Annotated in this window: 21 protein-coding genes; 7 read left to right on the forward strand and 14 right to left on the reverse strand. The window is 69.8% G+C overall.

Annotation, left to right across the window (positions count from 1 at the left end; genetic code table 11):
* Positions 1-42 precede the first annotated feature (42 nt).
* The 9 genes from GPA22_RS10175 to GPA22_RS10215 form a co-directional block, all read right to left on the reverse strand.
* A complete protein-coding gene (locus GPA22_RS10175; RefSeq protein WP_169255962.1) occupies positions 43-987 on the reverse strand; it encodes an MBL fold metallo-hydrolase in 945 nt (314 codons plus the stop codon).
* Positions 988-1,803: a quinoprotein dehydrogenase-associated SoxYZ-like carrier gene (locus GPA22_RS10180; protein ID WP_169255963.1), complete on the reverse strand. Its 816-nt coding sequence runs from the start codon at positions 1,801-1,803 to the stop codon at positions 988-990.
* 5 nt (positions 1,804-1,808) lie between these two features.
* A complete protein-coding gene (locus GPA22_RS10185; protein ID WP_343036004.1) occupies positions 1,809-2,762 on the reverse strand; it encodes a quinoprotein relay system zinc metallohydrolase 2 in 954 nt (317 codons plus the stop codon).
* Positions 2,747-3,097, reverse strand: a complete 351-nt coding sequence (locus tag GPA22_RS10190) for a hypothetical protein (RefSeq protein ID WP_169255964.1) — start codon at positions 3,095-3,097, stop codon at positions 2,747-2,749. The genes GPA22_RS10185 and GPA22_RS10190 overlap by 16 nt, the downstream gene beginning before the upstream one ends.
* 2 nt (positions 3,098-3,099) lie before the next feature.
* Positions 3,100-3,807 (reverse strand): hypothetical protein, encoded by a 708-nt coding sequence (locus tag GPA22_RS10195; RefSeq protein WP_246264242.1) that lies wholly within the window; start codon positions 3,805-3,807, stop codon positions 3,100-3,102.
* A gap of 64 nt (positions 3,808-3,871) precedes the next feature.
* A complete protein-coding gene (locus tag GPA22_RS10200) occupies positions 3,872-4,750 on the reverse strand; it encodes a quinoprotein dehydrogenase-associated putative ABC transporter substrate-binding protein (protein WP_211169049.1) in 879 nt (292 codons plus the stop codon).
* A gap of 4 nt (positions 4,751-4,754) precedes the next feature.
* Positions 4,755-5,150, reverse strand: coding sequence for a c-type cytochrome (locus tag GPA22_RS10205; RefSeq protein WP_246264244.1), 396 nt, complete (start codon positions 5,148-5,150; stop codon positions 4,755-4,757).
* A 153-nt stretch (positions 5,151-5,303) separates the two neighbouring features.
* Complete coding sequence (locus GPA22_RS10210; RefSeq protein ID WP_169255965.1) at positions 5,304-7,106, reverse strand: methanol/ethanol family PQQ-dependent dehydrogenase; 1,803 nt, start codon at positions 7,104-7,106, stop codon at positions 5,304-5,306.
* Positions 7,107-7,563: 457 nt separating this feature from the next.
* Positions 7,564-8,271, reverse strand: coding sequence for a HisA/HisF-related TIM barrel protein (locus GPA22_RS10215; RefSeq protein ID WP_169255966.1), 708 nt, complete (start codon positions 8,269-8,271; stop codon positions 7,564-7,566).
* Between the two features lie 19 nt (positions 8,272-8,290).
* Here GPA22_RS10215 and GPA22_RS10220 point away from each other — a divergent pair, with 19 nt between their 5' ends.
* The 3 genes from GPA22_RS10220 to GPA22_RS10230 are packed head-to-tail and all read left to right on the forward strand — an operon-like array spanning position 8,291 to position 10,957.
* Positions 8,291-9,295: an ATP-grasp domain-containing protein gene (locus GPA22_RS10220; RefSeq protein WP_343036006.1), complete on the forward strand. Its 1,005-nt coding sequence runs from the start codon at positions 8,291-8,293 to the stop codon at positions 9,293-9,295.
* Positions 9,282-10,364, forward strand: coding sequence for a hydantoinase/oxoprolinase family protein (locus GPA22_RS10225; protein ID WP_169255968.1), 1,083 nt, complete (start codon positions 9,282-9,284; stop codon positions 10,362-10,364). Before GPA22_RS10220 ends, GPA22_RS10225 begins: the two co-directional genes overlap by 14 nt.
* Positions 10,355-10,957: an amino acid kinase family protein gene (locus GPA22_RS10230; protein WP_169255969.1), complete on the forward strand. Its 603-nt coding sequence runs from the start codon at positions 10,355-10,357 to the stop codon at positions 10,955-10,957. Before GPA22_RS10225 ends, GPA22_RS10230 begins: the two co-directional genes overlap by 10 nt.
* A gap of 46 nt (positions 10,958-11,003) precedes the next feature.
* On the opposite strand, the gene GPA22_RS10235 is transcribed toward GPA22_RS10230, so the two are convergent.
* On the reverse strand, positions 11,004-11,930 hold the full coding sequence (locus tag GPA22_RS10235) for a DMT family transporter (protein ID WP_169255970.1): 927 nt from the start codon (positions 11,928-11,930) through the stop codon (positions 11,004-11,006).
* Between the two features lie 120 nt (positions 11,931-12,050).
* Here GPA22_RS10235 and GPA22_RS10240 point away from each other — a divergent pair, with 120 nt between their 5' ends.
* From GPA22_RS10240 to GPA22_RS10255, 4 genes are all read left to right on the forward strand, one after another.
* The gene (locus tag GPA22_RS10240) at positions 12,051-12,839 is read left to right on the forward strand and encodes an AraC family transcriptional regulator (RefSeq protein ID WP_169255971.1); all 789 of its coding nucleotides are present in this window, start codon (positions 12,051-12,053) and stop codon (positions 12,837-12,839) included.
* Between the two features lie 127 nt (positions 12,840-12,966).
* Complete coding sequence (locus GPA22_RS10245; protein ID WP_169255972.1) at positions 12,967-13,770, forward strand: amino acid ABC transporter substrate-binding protein; 804 nt, start codon at positions 12,967-12,969, stop codon at positions 13,768-13,770.
* 81 nt (positions 13,771-13,851) lie between these two features.
* Entirely contained in the window at positions 13,852-14,505 is a 654-nt protein-coding gene (locus GPA22_RS10250) for an amino acid ABC transporter permease (protein WP_169255973.1), read from the forward strand.
* Positions 14,506-14,509: 4 nt separating this feature from the next.
* Complete coding sequence (locus GPA22_RS10255) at positions 14,510-15,262, forward strand: amino acid ABC transporter ATP-binding protein (protein WP_169255974.1); 753 nt, start codon at positions 14,510-14,512, stop codon at positions 15,260-15,262.
* 14 nt (positions 15,263-15,276) lie between these two features.
* Here GPA22_RS10255 and GPA22_RS10260 read toward each other — a convergent pair whose 3' ends face one another.
* From GPA22_RS10260 to GPA22_RS10275, 4 genes are read right to left on the reverse strand one after another with little or no spacing between them, the layout of a single operon-like run.
* Positions 15,277-16,023 carry a (5-formylfuran-3-yl)methyl phosphate synthase gene (locus GPA22_RS10260; RefSeq protein ID WP_211169050.1) on the reverse strand — a complete coding sequence of 249 codons (747 nt, stop codon included), beginning with the start codon at positions 16,021-16,023 and terminating at the stop codon, positions 15,277-15,279.
* The gene (locus GPA22_RS10265; RefSeq protein WP_169255975.1) at positions 16,020-16,589 is read right to left on the reverse strand and encodes a DUF447 domain-containing protein; all 570 of its coding nucleotides are present in this window, start codon (positions 16,587-16,589) and stop codon (positions 16,020-16,022) included. Before GPA22_RS10265 ends, GPA22_RS10260 begins: the two co-directional genes overlap by 4 nt.
* Entirely contained in the window at positions 16,586-18,022 is a 1,437-nt protein-coding gene (locus GPA22_RS10270) for a DUF6513 domain-containing protein (protein ID WP_169255976.1), read from the reverse strand. The genes GPA22_RS10265 and GPA22_RS10270 overlap by 4 nt, the downstream gene beginning before the upstream one ends.
* Positions 18,023-18,053: 31 nt before the next feature.
* Complete coding sequence (locus GPA22_RS10275; RefSeq protein WP_343036007.1) at positions 18,054-18,641, reverse strand: flavoprotein; 588 nt, start codon at positions 18,639-18,641, stop codon at positions 18,054-18,056.
* Positions 18,642-18,664 lie beyond the last annotated feature (23 nt).

Below are 18,664 nucleotides of genomic sequence, written 5' to 3' on the forward strand. Positions count from 1 at the left end.
CGTTTCCGGCGTCCGGTTTTCCTGCGCCGCCTTTCAGCTCACTTACCGGCCGGGCGTTCCTGCGGCATCGAAATCCTCTCGCTCGACCGCGAGATAGCGGTAATGCACGTTCTGCCGGTGAAGCTCGGGGTAGCCCACCCACGCCGCGTACGCCGGGAGCCGCGCTTCGGCCACCGCCTCGGGCAGACTCGCCCCGCTTGCGTACAGGCGCCGCACCTCGGCCTCGAGTTCGAGCAGATACGCGCGCAGTTGCGCAACCGCGTCGAGCGTGACCACCGGCCCGTGCCCGGGCACGACGCGCTGCACCGGCAGCCGTGCGATCCGGCCGAGCGCAGCGATCCAGCCGTCGAAATCCGCATCCCGCAACATCGGCACACGGCCGGCGAGCACGACGCCGCCCGCGTAAAGCGTGCCGCTCGCCCGGTCGAACACCCCCACGCTGCCGGGCGTGCTCGCCCAGCCGAAATCGAGCACCTCGACCCGGCGTCCGCCGAGATCGAGCTGCCAGTCCCCCGCTCCACTGCTTTCAAGCACCGGCACGCGCGTTTGGGCCATCGCCTCCGCACCGTACAGGCCGATCGCGCGATCGAGACAGATCTGGCAGCGCTGCGCGACAAGCCTGGCGCAGTCGGGATGGGCGACGACGCGGAGCCCCGCGTCCTGCAAGGCCGCGGCGCCGAACAGGAACTCCGGCAGCGCGTGCGACACCAGCGCGAGCCGCGGCGGCTGGCCGGTCGCGCGCCGCAGTGCGGCGAGGACTTCGCGCCCCTGGCGGTACGACGCCCCGGTGTCGATGACCAGCGCGGCGGCATCACCGACGAGCAGGCCGACGTTGCCGGTTTCCGCGGGTGCGCCCTGCGCGGCCAGCGCCTCGGCCGACAGCAGGTAGGCGCCGGGCGCGACCGGCTCGAACTCCGCTGCGCAGCGGGCCGCCGTCGGCACCAGCAGCGCCGCAGCCAGGAGCCATCGGCCGATGGCCGCGCGCATTCAGCCTCCGTCGGCGCGGGCGGCGACCGGGACCCTGGTCTGGAACGTCCGGTCCTCGGTATCGACGACCACGGCCTCCAGCTCGCCCTCGCCGTCGCCGCGGAACAGGAAGCGGAAGCTGGGGTTCTCGCTGATCGAGAAATCGACCTCCGCGACGAGCACCGGCTGGCCGCGGTAACGCACCGTCACCTGGCGCACGAAATGCGGCTTCGGGTACAGCCGCGTGAGCTGGTCCATCGCGAGCCCGGAGGTGTTCGGGTGGCTGATCATCAGCTGCGCCCGCCGCAAGGCGCCGCCCATATCCTCCACCTTCAGCCGCATGCGGCCGAGGTTCGCCGCCGCCGCGGCCGGATCCTTGCCGGCCGGCGCGGAACAACCGCCGGACGCCTTCACGAAGCGCGTCGCCATGTGGAGCGAGCCGTCGTCGAGCTCGGCGATCGCGCGCACGAAACCGTACTGCTCGATGCGCAGGCGCGTCTCGACATCCGCCCGCCCGCTCGCGGGGCCGAAGTGCAGGGTCGCGGCGACCGGCGACGGATTGCCGTCGACGATCAGCCACACGGTCTGCACGCGCCGCGCCGCCGTCGGATCGAGGCGGCTGCGTACGGCGATCGGCACGATGGCAGCGTCCTCGGCGCGGGCGGGCGCCTCGAGCACGAGTGTATCGGCATCCGCCGCGGCGATCGCCCGTTCGCCGAACAGGCCCGTCCGCAGCTGCCGCCACACCGCGTTCGCTTCGGCGTCGTCCGGCGCCGCGAACACCGCGCCACTGCCGGCGACGCAGCAGGCGAGGAGCCACTGCAGGAGATGGCGCATGGCCGCTACTCCCATTCGAGTTCCGCATACGCGGCGGTGACGTTGCGCCGATGATAGGCGTCGGCGAGGAGCCATCCGTCGGCGTCGGCCGGATTGGCGGCGTCGACGGTTTCGCGCAGCGTCTTGCCCGCCGCGAGCGCCGCACGCACGCTCGCGGCGACTTGCTGCAGATAGCGCGACTGCGCGTCCAGGGCGGCCGGCCACGGCGGCGCGATGCGGCCGTGGCCGGGGATGACCCGCGACACCGCCTGCTCGCGCAGGCGCGCGCCGACAGCGATCCATCCCTTGATGCTGCCGTCGACGGAAGGGATGCGCTCGTCGAACAGCAGATCGCCGAGCCACAGCGTGCCGCTCGCCTCGTCGAACACCGTCAGGTCGTTGTTCGTGTGCGCCGTCGGCCAGCGTTGCAGGACCAGCGCGCGGCCGCCGAGATCGAGCCGCAGGCGGTCGTCGACCAGCAGGTCCGGCGCGACGATGCGGCTGCCCGCCGCCGCGTCGCCGAGCGCTTCGGCAAGCCCTGCCTCGTAATGTGCGGCGCGCGCGGCGAGCGCTTCGGGGAGGCTCGCCGCGCCGACGAAGCGGGCAGCTCCGCCGGCGAACGCGGCGTTGCCGAACACGTGGTCCGGGTGCATGTGCGTGTTGATGACGTAGCACACCGGCCGATCGGTGGCCCGGCGCACCGCCGCGGCCAGCGCCTGGCCGATGGCGAGGCTCCCGCCCGTGTCGATGACCGCGACGCAGCGCTCGCCGACGATGAAACCGACGTTCGCGATGTCGCCGCGGTTCGCCTGCGACGTCTCCTCGTGCCGGCCGGTGTGCACGAAAAGGCCGGGCGCCGCCTCGACCACGTCGAACGGCAGCGCCACACCGCCCCACGCCGGCCCGAGGGCAGCGAAGGCGGCGCACGCCATCAGGCGGCGCCCCGCCCGTACGGCGCGGCGTATCAGCCCATCAGGCACGCCTTGCGCGCCTCGGCCTGGATGGCGCGGAACTTCGAGGCCATTTCCTTGCCGGCCCCGTAGGCACGCATCGTCTCGCCGCGCTCGCCGCCGATGCTGAGTGCGTTGGCGGCGGTCGAGTACTCGACGTACTTGTCGTAGCTCAGGCGTTTGGCGATCGCGTCGATCATGCACGAGCACTTGTAGATCGCCTCCTGCGCCGGCCCATGGGCATCGCGCGCGCAGCCGAGCACGTATTCGACGCGCTCGACCGTCGGAAAATCGTTCGCGGCGAGGGTCGCCGGTGCCCAGGCTGCGATCCCGCAGGCGAGCAGGCAAAGCAGTTTCTTCTTCATCGCTATTTCCCCTCCGTCATGTAACCCGGCCCTTGCCGGGGTGCGTCGCCGCCGCCCTCGCCGCGAAGCGTCACGACCTCTTCAAGGAGCGGCTGGCCGCCGGTGGGCGCGGCAACGTGCGTGCTCAACTCATACACGCCGCCCGGCACCTGTCGCGACAGCGTGAACCGATAAGTCTTGTTCCCCATTCCTCGCAGCCGCGCCTGCTGCTCGTCGGCGGCATACGGACGGATCTCGACGCGCGTGGCCTGCACGGCCTTGCCCTCGTGACTCACCACGACGTCCGACAGCTTCGCGCCCTCGGCGAGCGCGAGGCGGATGCGGCGGCGAAAGTAGTTCTCCTGCCCGCCCAGGCGGCGATGCATGTCGCGCACGTCGGCCTCGAGGAAGTACAGGATCAGCGGGTTGCTGGTCGGGTCCGCCACGTCCGGCAGGGCGAGATGCCGCTCGCCGTGCAGGTAGTCGACGTGCACGACCCGCTCCTTGCCCTCTTCGGGACGCGCGGTCAGCACCACCTCGTCATCGACCTCCGCCTGCCCGGTCTCGCTGCGACGGTAGCGATAGTGCAGACTGGCCGTGGCCGGCAGGTTGTCGAGATGCGCGTCATCGAACACCAGCCGCTCGGCCTCCGAGGCGGGCGCGGCGGCCTCGGCCGCGGCTGCCGGCGTCACCGCGAGCAGCGCGGCCAGCAGCGGGAGCGGCAACAGCATGCGTCGGATCATTCGTTCGGCCTCTCTCGTCGCGTCCGGCTTCGTCCTCCGCAATGTGCGCACCTCAATGCGACGCCGTCGCGTGCTGCCCCGGTCCGGGTACGAGCGGCACCCCGTACTCCTCGAGGATCTTCGCGATCTCGGCCTGATTCTCGTCGATCAGCGCCTCGATCTGCTGCTTCCAGGCCTTCTCGCCGAAGCGCACGCCCATCGCCATCTCGTAGTCGAACTTGACCCCCCGTTCGGACGAAAGCGGCACCACGCGCAGCACCGCGTCGCTCGCCTTGCGCTGGGTGTAACTGCCGATCGGTCCCCAGATCACCGCGACGTCGATCGCGCCGCTTGCGAGATCGCGTGCGATGAGGTCGCCGGCCACCTCGTCGGGATTCGGGTTCATGATCTTGTACGGGACACCGCGCTCGACCAGATCGTGATGCGCCAGCCATGCCGAGCCGGGCGAGCGGTCGAATACGCCGATCTTCAGGCTGGCGAGCCTGTCCGCAGGCAGCGCGAGGAACTCGTCTTCCGTGCGCACGCCGTCGAGCCCCCTGCCGGACGCGAGCACGAGCACGTAGGTCGAACGGTAATAAGGTTTGGTCGGAAGCAGCTGGCCGAAGTCGGCCGGCACGCCCATGACGATGTCACAGGGGTAGTCCTTGCCCGGAAGCTTGTAGCGCAGCGTGTTGCGCACGAAACCGAGACGTTGCGGGAAGGTGTAGTTTTCGACCGGCAGGCCGAGCTTGGCCGCAAAGAGGGCGGCGATCCGGTCCTCGAAGCCCTCGCCGCGCGCATCGGTGAATGGGGGGTTGTGGGGGTCCTTGCAGACGCGGAAGGCCTTGCGCGGCGGGGCGTCCTCGGCGGACGCCTGCATCGCCGTGCCGCCAAGCGCGAATGCGAGGACAACGAGGCTGCCACGCAGCCATGACAGCGGGCGGTTCATCATGTCGTTACTCGATCTCGACGACCTTGGCACGCGTGATCGCCCCGTCCGAGCGCCCCTTGAGGTACGCGTAAAGCTGGTCGATGTGTTCGACAACCTTGGGGTTCTCGCCGAAGCTCGGCATCCCCTTCGCGAGACGTCCGCCGAGCACCGTCGTCTTGAATTCCTCGGGGGTCAGGACTTTCAGCCGCTCGATCAGCGAGGGGCCGACCAGGCCTTCCTGATTCGGACCGTGGCAGCGGTCGCATGCGGCCGAACGCCAGGTGCGGAAGCCCTGCATCGTGTTGGGGTCAACCTTGTAGCCATCGACGACGGTGTATAGCGGGTCGCTCAACGCCGTGGCGGGCACCGCGACGCTCGTCATCAGGACCGCCAGGGAACAAATGAGTGCTCGTTTCTTCATCGACTGTCTCCTCCGGTATCGAAGTCGTTGCGCCCTATCCTGCCCCGAAGGGACGGCGGACGGGCGTCTGATTGCCGGTACATGGCAGGGTGTTGGGGGAAGCCGCACCGGCGGCGGGTTCGCGACGCCGCCGGCCGGTTTCCTGGTGCTGCCTCAGTCGGGCAGCGCGAACACCGTGAGCGAGCCGCCCAGCGCGGTGTGCTTCTGCAGGTCGCGATAGCCGCCGACGGCACCCAGGCCTTCGGCGTCCTTCTCGAGACCCGCGGCCATGCCGATGCCGGCCCATCCGCCGATGCCCGAATACACACCGACGTACTGCTTGCCTTCATACATGTACGTGAAGACGTTGCCGATGATCCCGGACGGGGTCTTGAACTTCCACAGCTCCTTGCCGTCCTTCAGGCTCACGGCCTTCAGGTAGCCTTCGAGCGTGCCGTAGAAGAGCACGTCGCCCGCGGTCGTCAGCGCGCCGCTCCACACCGAGAACTTCTCGGGCTTGGACCACACGATCTTGCCCTTGCCGGCATCCCACGCGATGAAGTTGCCCATGCCGCCGTGGCTCTTCGGCGCCGGATACATCGACAGCGTCGCCCCGACATACGGTTGACCAGCGGTATATTGGATTTCAAACGGCTCGTAATCCATGCAGACGTGGTTGGTCGGCACGTAGAAGAGCCCGGTCTTGGGATGGAAGGACGCCGGCTGCTGGTCTTTCGAGCCGAGCGCCGCGGGGCAGATCCCCTTCGTGTTGACGTCGGGTCCGTTCTGCTGCGTGCTGTACTTCGCGACGACCTCCGGACGGCCGGTCTTCATGTCGACGTGGGTGGCCCAGTTGACCGCCGGGTCGTACTTCTCGGCGACGAGCAGCGCGCCGGTCGTGCGATCGAGCGTGTAGCCGAAGCCGTTGCGGTCGAAGTGCACCAGCGCCTTGGTCTTCTTGCCCTTGACGTCGATGTCCGCGAGGATCATCTCGTTGACGCCGTCGAAGTCCCACTCGTCGTGCGGCGTCATCTGGTACACCCACTTCACCTTGCCGGTGTTGAGGTCACGCGCCCAGATGCTCATCGACCACTTGTTGTCGCCGGGCCGCTGCGAGGGGTTCCAGGTACTCGGGTTGCCGCTGCCGTAATAGACGAGGTTCAGGTCCTTGTCGTAGCTGTACCAGCCCCACGTCGTTCCGCCGCCGGTCTTCCACTGGTCGTCCTTCCAGGACTTCAGCGACGAGTCCTTGCCGACCGGCACGAGCTTGCCGTCGCTCCAGGTCACCGTCTTTTCCGGATCGATCAGCATCTCGTCGTCCGGGCCCGTGCTGTAGCCGCGCCACACCTGCTTGCCGGTCTTGACGTCGTACGCGGTCAGGTGGCCGCGCACGCCCCATTCGCCGCCCGAGATGCCCGTGATGACCTTGTCGCCGAAGACATGCGGCGCATTGGTGGCCACGGCACCGAGCTTCGGATCGCCGTTCTTGACCGACCACACGACCTTGCCGGTCTTGGCGTCGAGGGCGTCGAGCACGCTGTCGGCGCGTTGCAGGAAGATCTTCCCGTCAGCGAACGCCAGGCCGCGGTTGACGGTGTCGCAGCACATCTGCGCGATCACCGCCGAATCCTGCTTCGGCTCGTATTTCCACAGGATCTCCTGGGTCTTCAGGTCCACCGCGAAGACGTTGTTGGGGAAGGGGGTGTGGATGTACATGACGCCGCCAATGACGAGCGGCGAACCTTCATGACCGCGCAGCACGCCGGTCGAAAAGGTCCACGCCGCCTGCAGTTTCTTGACGTTGCCGGCGTTGATCTGCTTGAGCGCGCTGTAGCGCTGGTTGTAGTTGTCGCCCGCCTGCACGGCCCAGTTGGCCGGGTCCTGCATGGCGCGGTCGAGTTGCCCGTCGGCGTGCGCGAGCCCCGCGCACGTGAAAACGACCCCGGCAATCAGTGGATGCTTCAAGGCCATACTCATTGATGTCTCCTCTTGTTTTCGAGCGTTTCATTGCCGGGTTCATCGAGCACCACCGGCCGGTCACAATCGATGCCAAGTTGCCGTCCCTGGGCACCCCGTCGGACGGGCGGGAGGTCGGGCGGCCGGGACAGTTTCCTCCCTGTCCCGTCGAGGTAGAACGCAAGCGACGTGCCATGACGCGCCGAAAATGCGAATCGCGACACGCCTGACCCGTCACGCGCACCGGAACGGGCAGTGCACGGCGTTTCCCGACCCGGAGCCGCTTGCCGCAGTGCCTGCGCATACGGGGACGATTACAAAATGTCCCGTTACACAGTGGTCCCGTTGCCGCACAGTCGGCGACCGCAACGCAATGCCGCGCACGGCACGCGCGAGCCCCACGGCAGGCTGCGCCTTGGCATGGATCGTGATTTAGACAAGGAAGCGAACGGCAGGTGCGGCCGATCGCGTCGCCGGATCAGCGGGGTACGGCGTGAGGCGCGAGCCGGCGATCGTGCAGCGCCGACGCGACGAGCCAGGCATCGGCGCCGGCGGCCACCGCGCCGTCGAGGTCGGCTGCGTCGCGGATGCCGCCGGCACCGATGAGCATCGCGCCGGGCGCGCGGCGGCGGATCGACGCGAGGAGTTCGAGCTCGGGCCCGGCGAAAGCACCGACGCGCTCGAGCGTCATGACGATGACGCGGGCGGGCCAGAGCGAGGCATCGGTCCAGCAGCCTGCAGGGTCGAGGATCTGGTCGCCGCGCCGGTCGAGCGAGAGGATCGCGCCGGGGTGGTGTAAGAAGGCATCGCGGGCGGCCTGCGGGGAGGCGAGCGATTCGCTGGCGAACACCGGCGCGACGCGGTTGCCATCGGCGCCGAGCTGCCGGACGAGCGCGGCGAACGCCGATGCGTCGCGGAAGCCGCCGTCGAGCCAGATCGTGGTCGCGGGTAGCGCGGCGAGCAAGGCGGCCAGCACACCGGCCTGCGGCACGCCGCCGGTCAGCGCGTCGAGGTCGGCGATGTAGAGGATGCTGGAGCCGGTGTAATCGAGCAGCGCGCGGGCCACCGCCAGCGGCTCGCAGCCGGAACAGAGTGCGGAATGGATCGGGCGGTAGGTGCTGCGCTCGCCGCGGACGGCGCGCACCACCTCGCCTGCGAGCAGATCGATGACGGGGACGACTTGCATGGATGAGCGAAGGAAGAGAGTGCTGGTCTACGAATGTATCAGCGGCGGAGGCCTCGCGTCTCCCGGCGGCGAGCCGCCCGACCCCGGCCTGCTCGCGCAGGGGCTGGCGATGCGTGACGCGCTGGCTGCCGATCTGCAGCGGGTCGACAGCGTCAAGCTCACTTGCGTCGTGAGCCGGCATGCCCCCCTGCCCGCCGCGCTCGCGGGCATTCGCTGCGTCGACGGGGGCGACGGCAGACGGGCCGCGGCCGATTTCCTCATCGGCGAAATTCCTGCCTACGACCGCGTGTGGGTCGTCGCGCCCGAGAGCGATGACCTGCTCGCGCAGCTTTCGGCCTGCGTCGGCGCCGAGCGCTGGGTCGGCTGCACGACGCCTGCGATCCGCGTTGCCGCGTCGAAATCGGCGACGCGGCGCTGCCTGGCCGCCAACGGTATCGACGTGCCGGCCACGTGGCAGCCGGGCGAGCCCGAACCCGCAGGGGGTGACGGCTGGATCGTCAAGCCCGACGACGGCGCGGGCAGCGTCGACACGCAACGCCATGCACACTTCGCGGCGGCACGCGACGACCTGCTGGCGCGGCTCGATCGCGGCGCCGCGAGCACCCTCGAAGCGTGGATCGAGGGCGTTCCGCTGAGCCTGTCGCTGCTGTGCCGTGCGGGACGGGCCGAGCTCCTCGCCATCAACCGTCAGCGCATCGTGTCATCGCCGGGCGGCGCGGTCCTCTATCAGGGGGTCGATGTCGGCATCGCGCCGATCCACGGGGCCGCCGGCAGGCGCCTCGCCGCGCTCGCACAGCACATCGCCGCGGCCTTGCCGGGCCTCGCCGGTTACATCGGCGTCGACGTCGTCTGGCCCGCGCCGTCGCTGTCCGACGCGGCAGCCGCAGCCGCAAGGCCGGTCGTGATCGAGATCAACCCGCGGGTGACCTGCGCCTACGTCGGCTTGTCCGCGGCCCTCGACCGCAACCTCGCCCGCGAGATCCTCGACATCGACGCTGCGGAGGTCGCGCATGGCCCGCACTGACTCGCAGCTCGACCACCCGGCCGTAGTCGGCTGGGACATCGGCGGCGCCCACGTCAAGGCGAGCCTCGTCGTCGATGGCCGCGTGCACGACGTGGCGCAGTGGGCGGCCCCCCTGTGGCAGGGACTGGCGCACCTCGACGCGGCCATCGACGCCGCGATCGAGCGCTGGCCCGGCTTCGGGCAGGCACGCCACGCCGTGACGATGACCGCGGAGATGACCGACCTTTTTCCCGACCGCGAGGCGGGCGTGCATGCGCTCGTCCTGCGGCTCGCGCAGCGTCTCGGCGAGGCGACGCGCTTTTTCGCCGGACGCGCCGGCTGGGCGGGCGCGGTGGACGGGCCGGCACGCTGGCGCGACGTCGCCTCGGCGAACTGGCTCGCGACCGCGTTCCAGGTCGCCGCCCGCCATCCCGAGGCCCTGCTCGTCGACATCGGCAGCACGACGACCGACCTGATCCCGATCCGCGGCGGCGCCCCTGCCCCGCACGGCCGCAGCGACGCCGAACGGCTCGCGAGCGGCGAGCTCGTCTATGTCGGGGTCGTGCGCACCCCGCTATGCGCGCTGGCGCGCCGGATGTCGTTCGGTAGCGAGCGCTACAACGTGATGAACGAGTTCTTCGCCACGACCGCCGACGTGTTCCGCCTCACCGGCGAGCTCGACCCCGAGCACGACCAGCATCCCGCCGCCGACGGCGGCGACAAGAGCCTGGCGGCGAGCTGCCGCCGCATCGCGCGCATGATCGGCATGGACGCGCGCGACGCCGACGTCGCGGCCTGGGTAGCGCTCGCCGAGCGCTGGCGCGCCGCGATGCTCGTCGAGATCACCGCCAATCTCGCGCGCGTGGCGGCGCAGGCGGGGCTGCCGCCGGACGCGCCGATCGTCGGCGCCGGCTGCGGCCTGTTCCTCGCGCGCGAGCTCTCACGCCACGGCAGCCACCCGTTCCTCGCCTTCCATTCCGTCGCCGGCCTGGATGCCGCCGCCACCGACCCCGTCCATCGGTGGGCGGACACCTGCGCGCCGAGCGTCGCCGTCGCCCTCCTCCTCGACCGGAGTTCATCATGTGGGTAATCAAGATCGGCGGCAGCCTGGCCAAGGATCCCTTGCTGGTCGACTGGCTCGAGCACCTGCACGACCTCGGCGGCGGGCGGGTCGTCATCGTCCCCGGCGGCGGCCCGTACGCGGACGGCGCACGGCTCGCGCAGGCCGAGTGGCATCTCGACGACGTCGTCGCGCACAACATGGCGATCCTCGCGATGGGCCAGTTCGCGTTCATGCTGCAGGGGTTGTGCCCCGGCCTCGTGCTCGCGGCCGACGAGCGCGAGCTCGAGCGCACCGTCCATAGCGGGCGCGTCGCCCTGTGGATGCCGCTGCAGCTCCTGCGCCGCCAGGCCGACGAGCTGACGAGCTGGGACGTGACCGCCGACAGCCTCGCGCTGTGGCTCGCAAACCGGCTCAACGCCGAGCGCGCGATCCTCGTCAAATCCTGCCCGATCGCGGTGACGACGCCGGCGCCCGACGACTGGGGCACGCTCGCGGACGAAGGCATCGTCGACCGGCGCTTTCCGGCATTCGCCGCAGAGGCGGCCTATCCCATCCACCTGCTGGAGCGCACCGGGATCGCGCGGCTCAAGGAGTTGCTGCTCGCCCCGACCGTAGCGTGAGCCCCCGCGGTCCGGCGTGGCGAAGCGGCCCTCAGCGCGGGGCCGTTCAGCGCGCTCCCCGCATCGTTGCGAATGCCGCGCCGATCCGGGCATGGGCGCTGACGACCAGGATGCCCAGCAGCACGAGCGCCGTCCCCGCGACGAATCGTGGTTCGAGCGTCTCGCCCAGCAGCACAGCCCCGAGCGCGACCCCGAACACCGGGGTCAGGAACGAGAACACCCCCAGGCGCGACGCGAGGTAGGTGCGCAGCAGCCAGAACCACGCGAGAAAGCTCGCGAACGACACGATGAGCGACTGGAATGCGAGGCTCGCGACGGCGCGCGGCGTGGCGACGAACGCGTTCTGGTCGGTGGCGAATGCACCCGCGAGCAACAACACCGCGGCGCCAATCAGCTGGTACAGCAGCGTCTGCGCCGCAGGCGCGGTCGACAGGCGCGACATGCGGATCGTCACCGTCGTCGCGCCCATCGCGAGTCCGCCGAGCAGCGCGAGCAGGTCGCCCCAGAGCGACAGCGGACGCACGGCGGCCTCGGCATCGCCCTTCCCGAGGAAGGTCACGGCGACGCCGCCGAAAGCGAGCGCAATGCCCAGCCATTGCAGCCGCGACAGCCGCTCGGTGGGCACTTTCCAGTGCAGGCCCAGCGCCGCGAAGATCGGCGCGGTATAGAGCAGCACGACCGTGTGGCCGGCGCTCGTCAGGAGCAGCGCCTGGCCGACGAAGAGGTATTCGAGGGCGAACAGCAGGCCCGCGACCATCCCCGGCCGCCACGTATCCCAGGCCAGCCGCTCCCGCCGCCAGAACAGGACGCCCCCGACGAGCACCGCCGCGATACCGGAGCGAAGGCCGATCTGCAGCACGGGGGCGATGTCATTGGCGACCGCCTTCAGCACCACCTGCTGCATACCCCACACGAGGCACAGCAAGGTCATCAGGCCGGCGGCGCGCGTATCGAGGGCGAGGCGGGGGTCCATCGGAGATCTCCAGCGAATCGGGTGATGGCTGAAGTGTGAAGATGGCGGTATTGACTGATATAGTCAGAATCCGTCAATCGCTAGCACCGATCCGCCAATCCCGCACCGCCTCGCAAAAACATGAAGCACTCCCGCCACATGCGCCGCATGGAACCGCAGGGCGAGCAGCTGCCCGCGCCGATCCACTTCCGCGCCACGGCCCTGCCCGCGAACACCCTCTTCCCGATGCACAAGCATGCCGGTGGCGAATTCGTGTATTCGTTCAGGGGAGTGATGGAAATCCAGGTCGAACGCGAACATTTCCTCGCCCCGCCCCAGTACGGCGTGTGGCTGCCGCCCGGCGTCGCCCACGTCGGCCTCAACCGCAACGAGGCGGGATACTGCTCGCTGTACGTCGCCGCGCCGCTGTGCGATCGCCTGCCCCGTAGCCCCTGCGCGCTCGCCGTCAGCCCGCTCATCGTCGCGCTCCTCGACCACCTGCGCCTGCAGGCGCCGGACGCGCTTCGCGATGCCGAAAACACCCGCCTCCTGCAGGTGCTCGTCGACCAGCTCGCACACGCCCCCTGCGCCGGCAGCTACCTCCCCTCCTCGTCCGATCCGGCGCTCGGCGCCGTGCTCCGGTTCCTCGACACCCATCCCGACGACAACCGCACGATGGCCGAGCTCGCGCGGCTCGCCAACAGCACCGAGCGCACGCTGTTGCGCCGCGCCCAGCGCGACCTCGGCATGCCCCTCTCGGAATGGCGCCAGCGCCTGCGCATCCTCAAGGCCATGCCGCTCCTCGCCGCCGGGCGCACCGTCGAAGCCGTCGCGCTCGAACTCGGCTACGCCAGCGCCTCGGCCTTCATCACGATGTTCCGTCGCCTGATGCAGCAGACGCCGGCGGAGTTCCGCAAGGAACGGGGGTAAGAGCCGTCATTCGCGAGGGATCGCGCAGGCTCGTGGATGATTCCATTGAAGTTGTATAATCCGCGGTTTTTGGCTTCCCGCTGCTCCTGTCATACGGGAAGTTCATGATCTTCAGGAAGAACTGTCCATGAACGCTCCCCGCACCCTGCTCGTCGCCGCACTCCTGTCCTCTTTCATGCTCACCGCCTGCGGCAAGAAGGAAGCGCCGTCGGCCGCCGCCGCCCCGGCGCCGACGCCGGCCGCCCCGACGAAGATCGTCGTCGGCCTTGACGACAATTTCCCGCCGATGGGCTTCCGCGACGAGAAGGGCGCGCTCGTGGGCTTCGACATCGACCTCGCCCGCGAAGCCGCGAAGCGTCTCGGCGCCGAAGTCGAGTTCAAGCCGATCGACTGGAACGCCAAGGAAGCCGAACTCTCCGGCCAGCGCGTCGACGTGCTGTGGAACGGCCTGACGATCACCGAGCCGCGCAAGGAGAAGATCGCGTTCACGACGCCCTACCTGGAGAACCGCCAGATCGTCGTCGTCACCGCCGCGTCGCCGATCAAGGCCAAGGCCGACCTGGCCGGCAAGGTCGTCGGCGTGCAGGAAGGCAGCAGCGCGGTCGAGGCCGTCGAGAAGGATGCGGCCGCGAAGTCGCTGAAAGAGCTGAAGAAGTTCGGCGACAACGTGACCGCGCTGATGGACCTCTCCGCCGGCCGCCTCGACGCGCTGGTCGTCGATGAAGTGGTCGGCCGCTACTACACGACGAAGAAGCCGGGCGAGTATGCCGTGCTCGACGAGCACTTCGGCACCGAGGAATACGGCGTCGGCGTGCGCAAGGACGACACGGCGCTGCTCGGCAAGCTGCAGCAGGCGATGGACGACATGAAGAAGGATGGTGCCGCCGCCCGCATCTCGACGCAGTGGTTCGGCAAGGACATCGTCAAGTAAGCGTCGAATAAGCGTCCAGTAAATCCCCTGCTGGCCACCGTCGGCGGCGGCGCGCTCGCCTGCCGCTGACCGGACCGTTCCATGGAATACATCCTCAACATCCTCGGCCCGTTGCTCGAGGGTACCGTCGTCACGCTGCAGGTCTTCGCCGCGACGCTGGTGCTGGCCGTGCCGCTCGGGCTGGCGCTGGCGCTGGTCCGCGTGTCGCGCTTCCGCACGGCGAGCACGGCGGTGAGCGGCTACATCTGGCTGATGCGCGGCACGCCGCTGATGCTGCAGATGCTGTTCATCTACTTCGCGCTGCCCTTCGTGCCCTACGTCGGCATCCGCCTGCCCGATTTCCCGGCCGCGATCGTCGCCTTCGTGCTCAATTACGCGGCCTACTTCGCCGAGATCTTCCGCGCCGGCATCCAGTCGATCGGGCGTGGCCAGTACGAAGCGGGCCAGGTGCTCGGTCTGAGCCGTGCGCAGACGATGCGCCGCATCGTGCTGCCGCAGATGATCAAGCGCATCCTGCCGCCGATGAGCAACGAGACGATCACGCTGGTCAAGGACACCTCGCTGATCTACGTCCTGGCCATGAACGACCTGCTGCGCGCCGCACGCGGCATCGTCCAGCGCGATTTCACGACCATGCCCTTCGTCGTCGCCGCTGCCTTCTACCTGGCGATGACGCTGGTCCTGACCTGGGGCTTCCTGCGTCTCGAGAAGAAATATGCCGTCTACGACGAATGAGCCGATGATCGTCGCCCGCGACCTGCACAAGCGCTTCGGCGACCACGAAGTGCTGCGCGGCGTGTCGCTCACCGTCGGCAAGGGCGAAGTGGTGGCGGTGATCGGCCCCTCGGGTTCGGGCAAGAGCACGCTGCTGCGGTGCCTCAATCACCTGGAGACGATCGACCGCGGCGAGGTGGTCATCGAAGGCGACACGCTGGTCGCCACCGACGCCGCCGGCCACTGCCGCTACGTGCCGGAAGCCGAGGCGCGCCGCATCTGCCGCCGCATGGGCATGGTCTTCCAGCACTTCAACCTGTTCCCGCACCTGACCGTGCTGCAGAACCTGATCGAGGCGCCGATAACCGTCAAGGGCCTGGCGCGCGATGCGATCGTGCCGGTCGCCGACGAGCTGCTGCGCAAGGTGGGCCTCTTCGACAAGCGCGACAGCTACCCGTCGCGCCTCTCCGGCGGCCAGAAGCAGCGCGTCGCCATTGCCCGCGCGCTGGCCATGGCGCCGGACATCATGCTCTTCGACGAACCCACCTCGGCGCTCGACCCGGAACTCACCGGCGAGGTGCTGCGCAGCATGCGCGAGCTGGCCGAGGAACACATGACCATGCTGGTCGTCACGCACGAGATGGCGTTCGCCCGCGACGTGTCGACGCGGGTCATCTTCATGGACGGCGGCGACATCGTCGAGGCCGGCGAACCGGCCGCGCTGTTCGGCAACCCGTCTCACCCGCGCACCCGCGCGTTCCTGCAGCGCCTGTCCTGAACCGCACGGCCCTGTCAGAACAACGACGGGGCAATCCGGCGAGCGCCCTCGTCAATGCAGGGTGAATGGCGGGCGGACAGGCGATGCAGCGCCCGGCGCACCGACCGCAGTGCATCGGGATCGAGCACGCCGGTACGCGGGCCGTGGCACAGCGCCCCGCGAAAACCCGCGAAGTCCGGCGCCAGCAACGCGAGGCGGGGCAGATGGTGCTCGCGCAGCGCCCCCGACAGCCCGACGAGCTTTCCCGCGCCGCGCACGCGTTCGACGAACGCGGCAAGCGCGGCCTCGCTCACGCAGTCGAACAGGCTCCCCGCCCGCTTGTCCTCGGTGTCGGCCATCAGCGCGGGAAACGGCAGCTCGCAGGCGGCTTCGACGAGGGCCGGGTCGAGCCCGCGGTCGGCAATGAACACCGGCACGACCGCCCACGGCGAGTCCGCGAGCCGCGCGAGGAGCGCGCGCTGCGCCCGCGTGTCGCCGCCGGCGACGCCGACCTTGACGTAATCGACGCCGCACGCGCCGACCGCATCCACGCGCGCGTCGATCTCGTCGGCCGCGTCGGCCGGGTGGTCGCCGATGGTCGCGCTCAGCGGCAGCGCAGGATGCGCGTCGCGCAGCGCGGCGACGATCTCGCGGATGCGCGCGGGCGGCAGGCCGCCGAGCGCGCCGTCACTCGGTTCCTTGAGGTCGATGAAATCGGCGCCTCCCGACGCGGCGGCGAGCGCCTCGCCGCGGTCGCGCACGCTTGCGAGGAGGCGGATCATGCCGCGGCCCGGTCCGCGCCACGGTGCGCGGCGACCGCCTCGGTGAGCCACCCCCACGCCTCGCGCTCGGCCGGCCCGGCCGTCTTGTCGATCGCGATCTGCAGATAGGCCATCTCGCTGTCGACCTTCTCGGCCGGCAGCATGCGCAGCCGGCTCACGAGCACGGCCCCTTCGACGACGGCCGCCTGGGCGCGGTTGAAGCCGGGGAACGGCGCGTGCGTGCGTTCGCACACGCGGGAGAAATGCAGCACCGGCCGCTGCGGGTCCTCGTCGCAGGCGTCGAGCCGGAGTTCGACGTGCGCCAGCGCACCGGCGAGGCGGTGCCCGGCGATGCGCTCGGCGGGCAGCGTCGGCCACTCGCGTCGGCCCGTGACGCAGCCGGCGAACACGCGCACGTCGGTCGTGAGGTTCATCACCGCGACGCCGCTCGCGAGGATGTTGTCGAGCGTCGCCGACGGCCGGAACGGCATCAGCACGACCTGGTCGCCGGCGTAGCGCGCGCCCATCGGCGCGCAGTGCGGGCGCCCGCCGGCATCGACGGTGGTGACGATGGTCTCGAAGATCATGGGTGCGGTGCGACCTCGGGCGCGTGATTCGATCGGGATTGGGATTGGGTGGCGGGTACCTGCTTCGTCGGCCCCGGCGCGCACTGGTGCAGGAGGTCGTCCGCACGGCGCTCGGTCGCGCAGCCCCAGTCGAGCGGCTGGTCCTGCACGTAGCGCTTGCCGAGCGACCACGCGATCTCGGCCCGCGCGAGCTCCACGCCGAGGTAGAACGCGTGGCCGGTGTCGCCGTCGAGCTTGAGCCGCGGATAGAGCGCGAACGGATCGGTATCCACGTGGTGGCCGTCGCGGTTGTAGATGTGCAGGCCGCGCTCGGAGACCTGCACGCGGAAGCTCGGGTCGCGGATCGCGGCGGCGGTGGCGGCTATCTCTTCGGGCGTGTCCGGGAACGGACGCTTCGCGTGCACCGTCATCAGCGCATCGGTCATTCCCTTGGGCAGCGAGCTGCTCTCGCGCGCCTCGTACATCACGCGCCGGGCGACGTCGGCCTCGCGCACCGCGCGGCGCGCATGCGAGCTGACCTGAGTCGTCAGCACCGCGCCGGCGCGCAGTTCGGCGGCGATGCCGAAGAGGATCGCGTTGATGCCGCTGGTGTCGGCCTCGGTGAGTTCGGTGACGTTGCCGATGCCCATCATGATCGCGACGTCGGGGAAGCGCTCGCGCAGCCGCTGGTAGCGGCACAGCGAACCGAGCAGCCCGAACGGGATCGGGTCGAGGATCGCGTCGGCAAGGAAGGCCCGCCCCCGGCGCGCGAGCGTCTCGATCGCCACGTACAGCGAGGCCTCGTCGCCCGGTTCGCGCGGGATCAGCACCGGCGTGGCGGCGACCTCGTCGGCGACCCACAGCGTGTCGGCGGTCAGGCTCAGCAGGTAGTCCGCGCCGGCCCGTCCGCCGCGCAGCAGCTCGTCGCTGTCCTGCGAATCGACGCTGACGCGGAAGCCTTCCGCCTTCAGTGCGCCGACCGCGTCTTCGAGTTGCGGGAAGGGAGTCGCCGGCAGGCAGCCGAGGTCGATGACGTTCGCGCCGTCCGCGGCGAAGCGCCGCGCGCGCTCGACGATCGCCGCGACGTCCAGGCGGGGCGCGTCGACGATCTCCGCGAAGATGTCGATATCGTAGGTATCGAGGCGCCCCGCGGAGGGGCTGCGATTGAAGTACTGCGGAATGTCCTTGAGCTCGTCGGGCCCGCGTTCGACCGGCACGCCGTAGTGGGCCGACAGCGCGTCGAGATCGCCGCGGCAGCGCCCCGGCACGAGCACGCGGTTGGCGGCGACCGGCGCCGGGACGCGCCGGCGGATCATGTCGGCCGTCATCAGGCCGGCGACCTGCAGGCCGATCTCGCGCACTTCCCACGTGAAGGGCGCGGGTGCCATGCCGGTGAGCACGCGTTCGAGGGCGGGCTGCGCAAGGCGTCCCGTGAGCAGGACAATGTGTTCCATCAGGCCTCCCGCCGGGCTCGTGGGGGCAGATTCATTTCAGCGAAAGCTCCGCAAGACGTGCATTCAGGGCCTGCTCCAGCGTGGCGACCGATTCGACGACCCGGCAGTGGTCGATGCGGCGCAGCCGCTCCACGTTCTCGAGGTCGATGTTGCGCGGACGCAGCTCCACCCACTCGCGCGGGCTCTTCGTGACCACCACCGGTTCGGTGTCACACGCAAATACGATGCCGGGGATGCCGAGCTTGCCCGCCTGCGCGAACATGTTCGTCGGCAAGGTATCGGAGATGCCGACGGCGCATTTCGCGACGGTGTTGCTGGTGGCCGGCGCGATCACGACGGTGTGATAGACGTCGTCGTACAGCATGCCGACGGGCACCGAGCTCGCGCTCTTGTCGCGGAACACGCGGAAGCGCTCCTTCATCGCGTCGATGCGGTGGCCGTACAGGGGCAGCACCTCCTCCGCCGCGGCCGACAGGAAGAAATCGACGTTCGGCAGGCGGAACGCGAGCTCCAGCGCTTCGTCGAGGTAATGTCCCGACCCGGTCAGCGCCCACGCCCAGCGGTCGCGCTGCGCGGCATCGCCCGCGGTGCCGCCGGTGGGGACATGCTCCTCCGGCACATGCGGCGGAGCAGCCCCCGGAA

Origin of the sequence: Aromatoleum toluvorans (genome assembly GCF_012910905.1) — a bacterium.
Lineage (GTDB): Bacteria > Pseudomonadota > Gammaproteobacteria > Burkholderiales > Rhodocyclaceae > Aromatoleum > Aromatoleum toluvorans.